Raw genomic sequence first — 13,213 nt, 5'->3', positions numbered from 1 at the left:
CGGCCCACCCCCGGCCGGTGAGCAGCCACTGACGGACGGAACAGCCGCAGTCTCAGCAGCAGATACGCGCGCAGGCCCCCGCACCCCCGTGTCGGGGGCCTGCGCCGTACTGCACCCGCACAGCCCGAGGAACCCGAAGGACCCCATGCCACGCGGCCGTTATTCGCTCCACGATCCCCACGACCACACCCCCCTCGGCGAAGAACACTTCCACTGCGCCCCCGGCCCCTCCGGCTGGCGTTACGTCTCCCAGACCATCGCCCCCTCCGGCGACCACCTCGGCTCCGTTGACCTGGCCCTCGACGAACTCGGCCGCCCCATCCGCCTCGAACTCCACGCCGCGAGCTGGCAGATCCGCGGCGCCGCCCTCGAAGGCGTCACCTGGGTCCGCACCGACCCGACCGGCACTCACGCCACCGAAGGCAACGTTCGCGCCCACGGCTTCACCGGCACATCCCCCGCGTTCCTCATCGCGACCTCACGCCTGCTGCGCCTCACCCCCGGTCCCCCCGCGACCCGCGTCCGCCTCGTCGCTTTCACGGACCCGGTCCTCGCCCCCCGTACCGTCGACCAGTCCTGGGCCCTGGTGAACAGTGAAACGCACGCCACTGACAACGGCCCCCTGACCGTGGACGAATACCAGGTCAACGCCCTGGACACTGGTGAACAGCACACCATCCACATCGCCGGCGACGTAGTCCTCTCGGCCCCCGGCATCGAGCTCGAGGACCTGGAAACCCCGCCCTCGCCGCGCTGAGGGCCGCCCCGTAGTCCCCGGCGGGCGCACGATGACAGCCGAGGCACCTCGCCGCGTCGCCGAACGCCCGAATGCGCCCAGGCTGAGGACGTCCCTGCGTCTGGTGATGCACCGCATCCGACGCCGCGCGCTGATCCGTCAGGGACGGCGGCACAGCTCTCAGGCAGGCGGCGCGAATCCGGTGCCGGGCCGGCTGCCCCCCGACTCCTCCACCCCAAAATCCCCGGGACTCCTGGAGCCGGCAGATTCCACACGGGTCGCGGGCGCATCGCCCACAACACTGACCGCCGGGGCGGCCGAACCGGCCGCCGCCGCAGATGCCACGGCTCCGATCGCCGTTGCCGGCCCCGAACCGGCGCCCACGGGCCCGTGCCCCGTGGCAGCGCCCTGAGCAGTGGCGAACACCCGTCGCGCATCCCGTGCCTGCCGTTCGTTCACCACCCCGGCCAGGTACGCCGCGGCCGGCACCCCCGGCGGCGCAGGAACCCCCGTACGCGCCACCAGCTCACCGGCCAGCCGCTCGGCCATCGACCGCCCCACCTCCGCATCGAGCTGGTGCATCCGCGTCAGGTACTGCCGTATCGCCAGCCACAGCTCGTCCGGCACCGCCGACAGGTCCAGCCCGGCGAACCGCCCCACCAGCCACGGCGGCGGAGGGGGCACGGCAACCCCTCGCCCCGCGGGCACCCGCTCCCGCACGACGAGCGTCCCTGCGAAGACATCCCCGAGCCGCCGCCCCCGGGCCGACACCAGCGACGCGGTACACGCGACCACGCCGAGCGTCATCAGAATCTCGACGACCCCCATCGCCCCGCGCACCAGCGCGTGCCGGAACCGGATCGGCCCGCCGTCGTCCCGCACCACCCGCAGCCCGCACGCGATCTTCCCCAGTGAACGCCCGTGGCTGAGTGTCTCGACCGCGATCGGCGCGCCCACGAGAACCAGCAGAAAGGTCGCGACGGCGATGGCGGCACTCGCCGCCTCGTCCAGTGCCGCCGTCGCAATGGCCAGCCCGATCGACACCAGGATGAACGCGATCCACACCACGACCAGATCGATCGCCAGAGCCAATGCCCGGCTCGGCAGTTTCGCGGGCCGCAGCCCCAGTACGACCGCGTCCCCGGTCACCAGCTCACTCATCGCCCCGCCCACCCTTCGCCGACCTTCCCTGCCCCTCGGGCGCCCAGTCTGCCAAGCTGACCCGCAGCGCGCCGCAGTTGTACGGACCCGTACGCACCCATGCCTGGAGCAGCAGCCGACCATGGACCTCGACGTCTTCGTGAACGCCCACCGCACCGAGTGGGACCGCCTGGACCACCTTCTGCACCGCGGGCGCCGGCTCACGGGCACGGAAGCCGACGAGCTCGTCGCCCTGTACCAGCGCACGGCCACGCACCTCTCGCTGATCCAGTCCAGTGCCCCGGACCCGCTGCTCACCGCGCGCCTCACTCAACTGGTGGCCCGTGCCCGGTCCACCGTGACGGGGACCCGCCGGTCCTCATGGCGCGACGCCACCCGCTTTCTGACAGCGGGTTTCCCCGCCGCCGTCTACCGCTCCCGGCACTGGTGGCTACCCACGGCCGTGCTCTCGACGTTGCTGGCCGCACTCATGGGCTGGTGGATCGGCACGCACCCGGAAGTCCAGTCGGCCATCGCCGCCCCGGACGACCTCCGTCGCCTGACCAGCCCCGGCGGGGAGTACGAGACGTATTACTCCAGCCATCCGGCAGCCTCGTTCGCGGCCCAGGTCTGGACGAACAACGCCCAGGCCGCCGCGATGTGCCTGGTCCTGGGGGCGTTTCTCTGCCTCCCGGTGATCTGGATCTTGTTCGTCAACGTGCTCAACCTCGCGGTCGGCATCGGCCTGATGTCGTCGGCCGGCCGTCTCGACACCTTCCTCGGCCTCGTTCTCCCGCACGGCCTGCTCGAGCTCACCGCGGTATTCGTCGCAGCCGGTGCTGGTCTCCGCCTCGGCTGGACGGTCATCGACCCCGGACCACAGACCCGCCGATCGGCCCTCGCCCAGCAGGGCCGGGCCGCGATCGGCATGGCGATAGGCCTGGCCCTGGTCCTGTTCGTCTCGGGCGTCATCGAAGGCTTCGTCACCCCATCGGGCCTGCCGACCTGGACCCGTATAGCCATCGGCATCGCGGCCGAGCTGGCCTTCCTCACGTACGTCTACGTCCTGGGCGGCCGAGCGGCCCGAGCCGGCGACACGGGAGATCTGGACGCCACCGAGCGAAGCGCCGAGCTCCCCGCTGCAGCCTGATGTGCGTACGACCCCGCTGACCTGCTAGTCTGCTCCTCGCCCCGAAACGCTGTTGACATGGCGGACGGGTGGAGGTAGATTCAAACGGTTGAGTCGGACTGGACAAGTTGGGACTCGGCGATTAGCATCTATCTCGCTCTCACTGGAAATTGAATTCCTGAAGAGCCGTCGATTCCCTTATCTGGACGATGAAGCCGATTAGCTCGGCCGAAATGCTTCTGATAATGTCGAATCCGCCGAAAGGCAAGGCCACTCCAAAGGCCGCCGGAATCAAATTCGAACCGGAAACGGCAGCGAAAAAGAGTCTGGTAACGTTGGAAGCGCCGGAAAGGGAAACGCGAAAGCGGGAACCTGGAAAGCGGAACCCGCTTCGACCGGGAATCGGACACGAAAGAGTCTGATAGAGTCGGAAACGCAAGACCGAAGGGAAAAGCCCGGAGGAAAGCCCGCGAGGGTGAGTACGAAGGAAGCGTCCGTTCCTTGAGAACTCAACAGCGTGCCAAAAGTCAACGCCAGATATGTTGATACCCCGGCCTGTTTCGGCAGGTTGGTGGTTCCTTTGAAAGTCCTGCCGGGCCCTGTGGTTCCGGTGGGCAATTTTACACAGCGAGGACGCTGTGGACGACCGGTCCTATTCCGACCGGTTGTTCCGCTCTCGTGTGTGTCGTCCCGATTACGGGAAAACATTCACGGAGAGTTTGATCCTGGCTCAGGACGAACGCTGGCGGCGTGCTTAACACATGCAAGTCGAACGATGAAGCCCTTCGGGGTGGATTAGTGGCGAACGGGTGAGTAACACGTGGGCAATCTGCCCTTCACTCTGGGACAAGCCCTGGAAACGGGGTCTAATACCGGATAACACTCTGTCCCGCATGGGACGGGGTTGAAAGCTCCGGCGGTGAAGGATGAGCCCGCGGCCTATCAGCTTGTTGGTGGGGTGATGGCCTACCAAGGCGACGACGGGTAGCCGGCCTGAGAGGGCGACCGGCCACACTGGGACTGAGACACGGCCCAGACTCCTACGGGAGGCAGCAGTGGGGAATATTGCACAATGGGCGAAAGCCTGATGCAGCGACGCCGCGTGAGGGATGACGGCCTTCGGGTTGTAAACCTCTTTCAGCAGGGAAGAAGCGAGAGTGACGGTACCTGCAGAAGAAGCGCCGGCTAACTACGTGCCAGCAGCCGCGGTAATACGTAGGGCGCAAGCGTTGTCCGGAATTATTGGGCGTAAAGAGCTCGTAGGCGGCTTGTTGCGTCGGTTGTGAAAGCCCGGGGCTTAACCCCGGGTCTGCAGTCGATACGGGCAGGCTAGAGTGTGGTAGGGGAGATCGGAATTCCTGGTGTAGCGGTGAAATGCGCAGATATCAGGAGGAACACCGGTGGCGAAGGCGGATCTCTGGGCCATTACTGACGCTGAGGAGCGAAAGCGTGGGGAGCGAACAGGATTAGATACCCTGGTAGTCCACGCCGTAAACGTTGGGAACTAGGTGTTGGCGACATTCCACGTCGTCGGTGCCGCAGCTAACGCATTAAGTTCCCCGCCTGGGGAGTACGGCCGCAAGGCTAAAACTCAAAGGAATTGACGGGGGCCCGCACAAGCAGCGGAGCATGTGGCTTAATTCGACGCAACGCGAAGAACCTTACCAAGGCTTGACATATACCGGAAAGCATCAGAGATGGTGCCCCCCTTGTGGTCGGTATACAGGTGGTGCATGGCTGTCGTCAGCTCGTGTCGTGAGATGTTGGGTTAAGTCCCGCAACGAGCGCAACCCTTGTTCTGTGTTGCCAGCATGCCCTTCGGGGTGATGGGGACTCACAGGAGACTGCCGGGGTCAACTCGGAGGAAGGTGGGGACGACGTCAAGTCATCATGCCCCTTATGTCTTGGGCTGCACACGTGCTACAATGGCCGGTACAATGAGCTGCGATGCCGCGAGGCGGAGCGAATCTCAAAAAGCCGGTCTCAGTTCGGATTGGGGTCTGCAACTCGACCCCATGAAGTCGGAGTTGCTAGTAATCGCAGATCAGCATTGCTGCGGTGAATACGTTCCCGGGCCTTGTACACACCGCCCGTCACGTCACGAAAGTCGGTAACACCCGAAGCCGGTGGCCCAACCCCTTGTGGGAGGGAGCTGTCGAAGGTGGGACTGGCGATTGGGACGAAGTCGTAACAAGGTAGCCGTACCGGAAGGTGCGGCTGGATCACCTCCTTTCTAAGGAGCATCTAGATTCCGCAAGGAATCCAGAGCCACTACGTCGGCAAATGTTCGACGGTGGTTAGCTCATGGGTGGAACGTTGACTATTCGGCACGACAGGTTGTTGTTCACCAGTACTGCTTCGGCGTGGAACGTGGAGAATGGTCGGTCGTGTCGGGCACGTTGTTGGGTATCTGAGGGTACGGGCTCGTTTGAGTCTGTCCTTCGGTTGCCGGCCCCAGTGAACTCGCCCTTATGGGTGGGGTGATGGGTGGCTGGTCGTTGTTTGAGAACTGCACAGTGGACGCGAGCATCTGTGGCCAAGTTTTTAAGGGCGCACGGTGGATGCCTTGGCACCAGGAACCGATGAAGGACGTGGGAGGCCACGATAGGCCCCGGGGAGCTGTCAACCGAGCTTTGATCCGGGGGTGTCCGAATGGGGAAACCCGGCAGTCGTCATGGGCTGTCACCCGCTGCTGAACACATAGGCAGTGTGGAGGGAACGAGGGGAAGTGAAACATCTCAGTACCCTCAGGAAGAGAAAACAACCGTGATTCCGGGAGTAGTGGCGAGCGAAACCGGATGAGGCCAAACCGTATGCGTGTGATACCCGGCAGGGGTTGCGCATGCGGGGTTGTGGGATCTCTCTTTTGCGGTCTGCCGGCCGTGAGACGAGTCAGAAACCGTTGATGTAGGCGAAGGACATGCGAAAGGTCCGGCGTAGAGGGTAAGACCCCCGTAGCTGAAACATTGACGGCTCGTTTGAGAGACACCCAAGTAGCACGGGGCCCGAGAAATCCCGTGTGAATCTGGCGGGACCACCCGCTAAGCCTAAATATTCCCTGGTGACCGATAGCGGATAGTACCGTGAGGGAATGGTGAAAAGTACCGCGGGAGCGGAGTGAAATAGTACCTGAAACCGTGTGCCTACAAGCCGTGGGAGCGTCGCTCACATCTTCGGATGTGGGTCGTGACTGCGTGCCTTTTGAAGAATGAGCCTGCGAGTTTGCGGTGTGTTGCGAGGTTAACCCGTGTGGGGAAGCCGTAGCGAAAGCGAGTCCGAATAGGGCGTTTTAGTAGCACGCTCAAGACCCGAAGCGGAGTGATCTAGCCATGGGCAGGTTGAAGCGGAGGTAAGACTTCGTGGAGGACCGAACCCACCAGGGTTGAAAACCTGGGGGATGACCTGTGGTTAGGGGTGAAAGGCCAATCAAACTCCGTGATAGCTGGTTCTCCCCGAAATGCATTTAGGTGCAGCGTCGTGTGTTTCTTGCCGGAGGTAGAGCACTGGATAGGCGATGGGCCCTACCGGGTTACTGACCTTAGCCAAACTCCGAATGCCGGTAAGTGAGAGCACGGCAGTGAGACTGTGGGGGATAAGCTCCATGGTCGAGAGGGAAACAGCCCAGAGCATCGACTAAGGCCCCTAAGCGTACGCTAAGTGGGAAAGGATGTGGAGTCGCAGAGACAACCAGGAGGTTGGCTTAGAAGCAGCCACCCTTGAAAGAGTGCGTAATAGCTCACTGGTCAAGTGATTCCGCGCCGACAATGTAGCGGGGCTCAAGCGTACCGCCGAAGTCGTGTCATTCCAGCATTGAGGGCCAACGCCTGCTGGGATGGGTAGGGGAGCGTCGTGTGCCGGGTGAAGCAGCCGCGGAAGCGAGTTGTGGACGGTTCACGAGTGAGAATGCAGGCATGAGTAGCGATACACACGTGAGAAACGTGTGCGCCGATTGACTAAGGGTTCCTGGGTCAAGCTGATCTGCCCAGGGTAAGTCGGGACCTAAGGCGAGGCCGACAGGCGTAGTCGATGGACAACCGGTTGATATTCCGGTACCCGCTTTGAAACGCCCAATACTGAATCAGGCGATGCTAAGTCCGTGAAGCCGGCCCGATCTCTTCGGAGTTGAGGGTAGTGGTGGAGCCGACGAACCAGACTTGTACTAGGTAAGCGATGGGGTGACGCAGGAAGGTAGTCCAGCCCGGGCGGTGGTTGTCCCGGGGTAAGGGTGTAGGGCGTGTGATAGGCAAATCCGTCACACATTAAGTCTGAGACCTGATGCCGAGCCGATTGTGGCGAAGTGGATGATCCTATGCTGTCGAGAAAAGCCTCTAGCGAGTTTCATGGCGGCCCGTACCCTAAACCGACTCAGGTGGTCAGGTAGAGAATACCGAGGCGTTCGGGTGAACTATGGTTAAGGAACTCGGCAAAATGCCCCCGTAACTTCGGGAGAAGGGGGGCCATCACTGGTGATTGGATTTACTCCATGAGCTGGGGGTGGCCGCAGAGACCAGCGAGAAGCGACTGTTTACTAAAAACACAGGTCCGTGCGAAGCCGTAAGGCGATGTATACGGACTGACGCCTGCCCGGTGCTGGAACGTTAAGGGGACCGGTTAGCTGACTTTCGGGTCGGCGAAGCTGAGAACTTAAGCGCCAGTAAACGGCGGTGGTAACTATAACCATCCTAAGGTAGCGAAATTCCTTGTCGGGTAAGTTCCGACCTGCACGAATGGCGTAACGACTTCTCGACTGTCTCAACCATAGGCCCGGTGAAATTGCACTACGAGTAAAGATGCTCGTTTCGCGCAGCAGGACGGAAAGACCCCGGGACCTTTACTACAGTTTGATATTGGTGTTCGGTTCGGCTTGTGTAGGATAGGTGGGAGACTTTGAAGCAGCCACGCCAGTGGTTGTGGAGTCGCCGTTGAAATACCACTCTGGTCGTGCTGGATGTCTAACCTGGGTCCGTGATCCGGATCAGGGACAGTGTCTGATGGGTAGTTTAACTGGGGCGGTTGCCTCCTAAAGAGTAACGGAGGCGCCCAAAGGTTCCCTCAGCCTGGTTGGCAATCAGGTGTTGAGTGTAAGTGCACAAGGGAGCTTGACTGTGAGACCGACGGGTCGAGCAGGGACGAAAGTCGGGACTAGTGATCCGGCAGTGGCTTGTGGAAGCGCTGTCGCTCAACGGATAAAAGGTACCCCGGGGATAACAGGCTGATCTTCCCCAAGAGTCCATATCGACGGGATGGTTTGGCACCTCGATGTCGGCTCGTCGCATCCTGGGGCTGGAGTCGGTCCCAAGGGTTGGGCTGTTCGCCCATTAAAGCGGTACGCGAGCTGGGTTTAGAACGTCGTGAGACAGTTCGGTCCCTATCCGCTGCGCGCGTAGGAATATTGAGAAGGGCTGTCCCTAGTACGAGAGGACCGGGACGGACGAACCTCTGGTGTGCCAGTTGTTCTGCCAAGGGCATGGCTGGTTGGCTACGTTCGGAAAGGATAACCGCTGAAAGCATCTAAGCGGGAAGCCTGCTTCGAGATGAGTATTCCCACCCCCTTGAGGGGTTAAGGCTCCCAGTAGACGACTGGGTTGATAGGCCAGATGTGGAAGCCCGGTAACGGGTGGAGCTGACTGGTACTAATAGGCCGAGGGCTTGTCCTCAGTTGCTCGCGTCCACTGTGTTAGTTCTGAAATAACGAACGGCCGTGTTGTTGTCCGGTGTTGGTTAATTTCATAGTGTTTCGGTGGTCATTGCGTTAGGGAAACGCCCGGTTACATTCCGAACCCGGAAGCTAAGCCTTTCAGCGCCGATGGTACTGCAGGGGGGACCCTGTGGGAGAGTAGGACGCCGCCGAACAATTATTCCGGGAAAGCCCCGCACCTCTGGTGCGGGGCTTTTCTGCGTTCACGACCCGGCAGATGCGGCTCCTGGCTGTGCGGACCCGCTTGCCGGGGTGGATCAGAGCCGGCCTGCTGCTTTCAGGGCGAGATAGGCATCAGCGAGAGCTGGGGCGAGATTGTCCGGGGTGGCATCGACGACCACCACGCCACGGCGCTGGAGCTGTGCTGCGGTGCGGCGTCGTTGGGCTTGGGCCTGAGTCGCCGCTGCTGCTTCGTAGACCGCGTCCACTGTGCCTCGGGCACCGGCCATCTCCTCCACATGCGGGTCGGCCACCGCAGCGACCAGCACCGTGTGGCGCTGGGTCAGCTGAGGGAGGACGGGGAGCAGGCCCTCTTCGACGGGGGCTGCGTCCAGGCCGGTGAGGAGCACGATCAGAGAGCGACGCGGGGCGCTTGCCAGGGCAGTGGCGCTGAGGCTCCGGGCGTCCGTTTCCACGAGCTCCGGTTCGAGCGGAGCCAGTGCCGTGACCATGACCGACAGGACTTCAGCTGCGGAGCGTCCGTGGACCCGGGCACGGGTGCGGCGATCGTGGGCCAGCAGGTCCACCCGGTCGCCGGCGCGTGTCGCGAGAGCGGTGAGGAGCAGGGCCGCGTCCATAGCCGCATCGAGACGGGGAACATCACCGACTCGGCCTGCCGATGTACGGCCCGTGTCGAGGACGATGAGGATATGACGGTCCCGCTCAGGGCGCCATGTACGGACTGCGACAGCCGAGTGCCGTGCTGTTGCCCGCCAGTCGATGGAGCGGGTGTCGTCACCGGGGACGTAGGCGCGCAGACTGTCGAATTCCGTACCTTCGCCGCGGGTGAGGACGCTGGTCCGGCCGTCGAGTTCGCGGAGTCTGGCGAGACGGGATGGCAGATGTTTGCGGCTGGTGAACGGCGGCAGCACGCGTACCGTCCACGGGACGTGGTGATTCCCTTGTCGAGCAGCCAGCCCCAGCGGTCCGTACGAGCGGACGGTGACGCGTTCGGCACGGCGGTCGCCGCGGCGCGTGGGGCGCAGGAATGTGGTGATGCGGCGGCGTTCGCCGGCCGGGACATCCAGGGTGTGACGTGACGCGGCCTGCTCCGTACCGGCAAGCCAGCTGCTGGGGGGCCAGGCATCGCGGAGGTGTGCGCGCAAGCGACGACGCGACGGATTGGTTACAGTCAGTTGCACTGCAGCACCGTCGCCGAGTCGAACGGTTGTGTCACCGGATCGGGTGAACTGGAGCGTTCGCACTGGCGCTGCCAGGGCGTAGTCGCACAGAATTGCCAGAGAGAGCGGGGCATTGACCGCGAGCATGCCTGTCCAACTCGGGGCCAGGATGCCTACGGGGAGTGACCCCAGGGCGGCGAGCAGCGCGGTTCGTCCGGTGAGAGCCACGGTCACCGCCTCATCGGGGTACGGGGACGTGTGCGAGGACAGCGGTGATGACGGAGTCGGGGGTGACTCCTTCCATCTCCGCTTCGGGCCTCAGTTGGATGCGGTGGCGAAGCGTGGGGAGTGCCAGGGCTTTCACGTCATCCGGAATGACGTAGTCGCGGCCGGTGAGCCAGGCCCATGCGCGTGCCGTGGTGAGCAGCGCGGTTGCGCCTCGGGGGGAGACGCCGAGGGAGAGCGAGGGGGATTCGCGCGTGGCACGACAGATATCGACGACATAGCCGGCGATCTCGGGGGAGACCGTGGTTTTGGCGACCGCGGCGCGGGCGGCCTCCAGGTCGGCGGGGCCTGCGACAGGGCGTACGCCTGCTGACGCCAGGTCACGGGGGTTGAAGCCGTCGGCGTGACGGGTGAGGACGTTGATCTCCTCGTCGCGAGACGGCAGTGGCACCGTCAGTTTGAGGAGGAAGCGGTCCAGTTGGGCCTCGGGGAGCGGGTAGGTGCCCTCGTACTCGACGGGATTCTGGGTGGCGGCGACCAGGAAGGGGTCCGGCAGGAGGCGAGGGGTTCCGTCGACGGTGACCTGACGCTCCTCCATTGCTTCCAGGAGAGAGGACTGCGTTTTCGGAGGGGTGCGGTTGATCTCGTCGGCGAGGAGGAGATTGGTGAAGACCGGGCCGGGCTGGAAGGAGAACTCGGCGGTGCGGGCGTCGTAGACGAGGGATCCGGTGACGTCACTCGGCATCAGGTCGGGGGTGAACTGGACACGTTTGGTGTCGAGTTCGAGTGACGCGGCGAGGGCGCGGACCAGGAGGGTCTTGGCGACGCCGGGGACGCCTTCGAGGAGGACATGGCCTCGGCAGAGCAGCGCGACGACAAGTCCGGTGACGGCCGGGTCCTGGCCGACCACGGCCTTGGCGATCTCGGAGCGCAGAGCTTCCAGGGATGCGCGGGCTGTGTCGTCGTCTCCGACGGTCTCGGTGGTCCCGGCGGGCACTGGGGGCGGGGCGCTCATGAAGTGCGTACCTCTCTTTCGAGGTTGTCGAGTTGGTCTGCCAGACGGACAAGGGCGGCGTCATCGGCCGGAGCCGGGCCGAAGAGCAGGGAGCTGAGGTCGCCTTCGGTCGTGCTGAGGCAGGCGGAGACGGCAGGAAGGAGCACGGCGGCGGAGTGGGCGCCGTGTGGGGGGACCCCGATGAGGGGGGCGATACGAGTGCGGGTGGCGGAGCGCAGTGAGGAGGCGGCCCGGTCGCGGGCGTTCGCCTTGCGGTAGAGGCGGGCGCGGCCCTCGGTGGATTCCGAGGCGCGAATGACAACGGGCAGCAGCTCGGTGACGAGAGGGCCCAGTCGGCGGGCCCGCCAGATGGCGGCGAGCACGGCGGCGATTGCGAGCTGCAGCGTGCCCCACAGCCAGCCCGGCGGAATCAGGTCGAAGAAGCTGCGTTCGGTGTTTGTGCCGTCACTGGTTCCGTCGCCTGTGCCGACGCCGTCGCCGTTGCGGGTCGCGGTGGGATCAGCGAGCGAGGGGAGGTACCAGGCCAGATGCGGACGCGAGCCGAGGAGCTGCAGGGCCAGGGAAGCGTTGCCCTGGTTGTCGAGCCGGTTGTTGTAGAGAAGGTCGGCGGAGCCGAGGAGAACGGTGTCGCCGGCGTCCTTCTCCTGCACGAGGAGCAGCGTGGGGAGACCGGCGCTGGGGTAGCAGCCGGTGGCGAGGCTGCCCGCTGTGTAGTGGAAGCCTCCCGTATCGGCGTTGCCTGCGGTGCGGGCGGCGGGCAGGGAGCATCGCGGTGCGCGGGTGGCTACCGGGCCGGAGGAGTTCGCCCGGACGCCGGGGGCCAGTGTGGACACGGACGGGGGGCCTGCTCCGAGGAGCACGGTGCGGCCGGCCGAGGCGGCAGTCGCGGTGCGGAGTTCGTTCTGTTGGTACGGCGTGAGCAGGTTGGGGGCGGTGACGAGCAGGGTGGTGTCGGGACCGACCGCAGCGATGGCCTCGTCGAGCGCGGTGACCACGTGGACGGAGACGCCGCGGTCCTTGAGGAGTTCGGCGACGGCCCGGCTGCCGTGCTGGTCGGCGGAGCGGGGGTCGAGTCGGCCGTGCTGGTCGCCGGAGCGTGTGGTGGCCAGGACGATTCCGGCTGCCACGAGCAGGAGGACGGCGCACAGCAGACCGCGGGTGCGGGTCCAGACCTGGCGGGGTGTGGGGGAGGCCGATGTCGGGGACGCGGAGACGGGGGCGGCGGTGACGGCGGTCATTCGGCTGCTCCCCGGGCCGCGGTGGTCAGCAGGGGTTTGGCGTTCTCGATGTCGAGGTCGAGGGCCTGCATGGCCAGATACGCGTGCCGGTCGGCGGTCCGGCCGCCGTATGTGACGTCGTCGAAGTCGCGGGCGGCGCCGCGGAGCGGTATCTCGTGCGCGGGCAGCGAGCGGCCTGCTTCGGCGGCGGCCTCGTCGGCCGTGCGTCCGGGGCGGGGGTCGAGGAGGGCGCGTTCTTCGAGGGAGCGGACGATGGCGCGCATCCGTTCCTGGACGGCTTCGTTCCAGCGTTCGGCGACAGCGTGGGCCTCGGCGGCGGTCCGGTGTTCTGCCGCGCTGCATGGGCTGTCGTCGAAGAGAGCCTCGGGGGGACGGGTGGTGCGCTGCGGAGTGCCCAGCCGCCACCAGAGCACGGCGGCCAGGCCAGCGATCACCACTACGAGGACGATCAGCCCGAGTGGTCCACCCGGCGCTGCGTTCGAGGCCGTGGCGAAGAGATCGCCGAGCCACCCCCAGACGCGGTCCAGGCCGCGCTGGAGGAGGTTCGGGTCGTTCTCGTGGTACATCGGCTTGGACAGCTCGTGCTCGGCCGCCTCGCGGGCGGGGACGCGCGGGGTGTCCACCGGTACGTCGCGGCTCGCGTGGATCAGAAGCCGTGCTGCTGCTGTTGTGCCCCCCGCCCCCGACACGGC

General features: G+C 64.8%; 8 protein-coding genes and 3 rRNA genes. 5 read left to right on the top strand and 6 right to left on the bottom strand.

Annotation, left to right across the window (positions count from 1 at the left end):
• Positions 1–145 precede the first annotated feature (145 nt).
• Positions 146–757: a hypothetical protein gene (locus LRD69_RS11715; RefSeq protein WP_277326515.1), complete on the top strand. Its 612-nt coding sequence runs from the start codon at positions 146–148 to the stop codon at positions 755–757.
• A gap of 159 nt (positions 758–916) precedes the next feature.
• On the opposite strand, the gene LRD69_RS11710 is transcribed toward LRD69_RS11715, so the two are convergent.
• The gene (locus tag LRD69_RS11710) at positions 917–1,897 is read right to left on the bottom strand and encodes an RDD family protein (protein ID WP_277326514.1); all 981 of its coding nucleotides are present in this window, start codon (positions 1,895–1,897) and stop codon (positions 917–919) included.
• Positions 1,898–2,018: 121 nt separating this feature from the next.
• On the opposite strand from LRD69_RS11710, the gene LRD69_RS11705 reads away from it, so the two are divergent.
• A complete protein-coding gene (locus LRD69_RS11705; RefSeq protein WP_277326513.1) occupies positions 2,019–3,026 on the top strand; it encodes a stage II sporulation protein M in 1,008 nt (335 codons plus the stop codon).
• 139 nt (positions 3,027–3,165) lie between these two features.
• Here the strand turns inward: LRD69_RS11705 and LRD69_RS11700 are convergent, their stop codons facing one another.
• The gene (locus LRD69_RS11700; RefSeq protein WP_277326512.1) at positions 3,166–3,444 is read right to left on the bottom strand and encodes a hypothetical protein; all 279 of its coding nucleotides are present in this window, start codon (positions 3,442–3,444) and stop codon (positions 3,166–3,168) included.
• 268 nt (positions 3,445–3,712) lie between these two features.
• On the opposite strand from LRD69_RS11700, the gene LRD69_RS11695 reads away from it, so the two are divergent.
• The 3 genes from LRD69_RS11695 to rrf all read left to right on the top strand — a co-directional run bounded on the left by LRD69_RS11695 (position 3,713) and on the right by rrf (position 8,858).
• Positions 3,713–5,238 (top strand): 16S ribosomal RNA (locus LRD69_RS11695).
• A gap of 301 nt (positions 5,239–5,539) precedes the next feature.
• A 23S ribosomal RNA gene (locus tag LRD69_RS11690) occupies positions 5,540–8,662 on the top strand.
• 79 nt (positions 8,663–8,741) lie between these two features.
• Positions 8,742–8,858: ribosomal RNA gene (gene rrf, locus LRD69_RS11685) — 5S ribosomal RNA — on the top strand.
• Together the 16S, 23S and 5S rRNA genes form the textbook arrangement of a ribosomal RNA operon.
• 102 nt (positions 8,859–8,960) lie before the next feature.
• Here the strand turns inward: rrf and LRD69_RS11680 are convergent.
• The 4 genes from LRD69_RS11680 to LRD69_RS11665 are packed head-to-tail and all read right to left on the bottom strand — an operon-like array spanning position 8,961 to position 13,210.
• The gene (locus LRD69_RS11680) at positions 8,961–10,271 is read right to left on the bottom strand and encodes a DUF58 domain-containing protein (protein ID WP_277326511.1); all 1,311 of its coding nucleotides are present in this window, start codon (positions 10,269–10,271) and stop codon (positions 8,961–8,963) included.
• A 10-nt stretch (positions 10,272–10,281) separates the two neighbouring features.
• A complete protein-coding gene (locus LRD69_RS11675) occupies positions 10,282–11,283 on the bottom strand; it encodes a MoxR family ATPase (protein WP_277326510.1) in 1,002 nt (333 codons plus the stop codon).
• Complete coding sequence (locus LRD69_RS11670; RefSeq protein ID WP_277326509.1) at positions 11,280–12,521, bottom strand: DUF4350 domain-containing protein; 1,242 nt, start codon at positions 12,519–12,521, stop codon at positions 11,280–11,282. The genes LRD69_RS11675 and LRD69_RS11670 overlap by 4 nt, the downstream gene beginning before the upstream one ends.
• Entirely contained in the window at positions 12,518–13,210 is a 693-nt protein-coding gene (locus LRD69_RS11665; protein WP_277326508.1) for a DUF4129 domain-containing protein, read from the bottom strand. Before LRD69_RS11665 ends, LRD69_RS11670 begins: the two co-directional genes overlap by 4 nt.
• Between the last annotated feature and the right edge of the window lie 3 nt (positions 13,211–13,213).

This window comes from Streptomyces sp. JH14 (genome assembly GCF_029428675.1).
In the GTDB taxonomy this organism is placed as follows: domain Bacteria; phylum Actinomycetota; class Actinomycetes; order Streptomycetales; family Streptomycetaceae; genus Streptomyces.
This window is presented reverse-complemented; position numbering and strand designations above follow the sequence as displayed.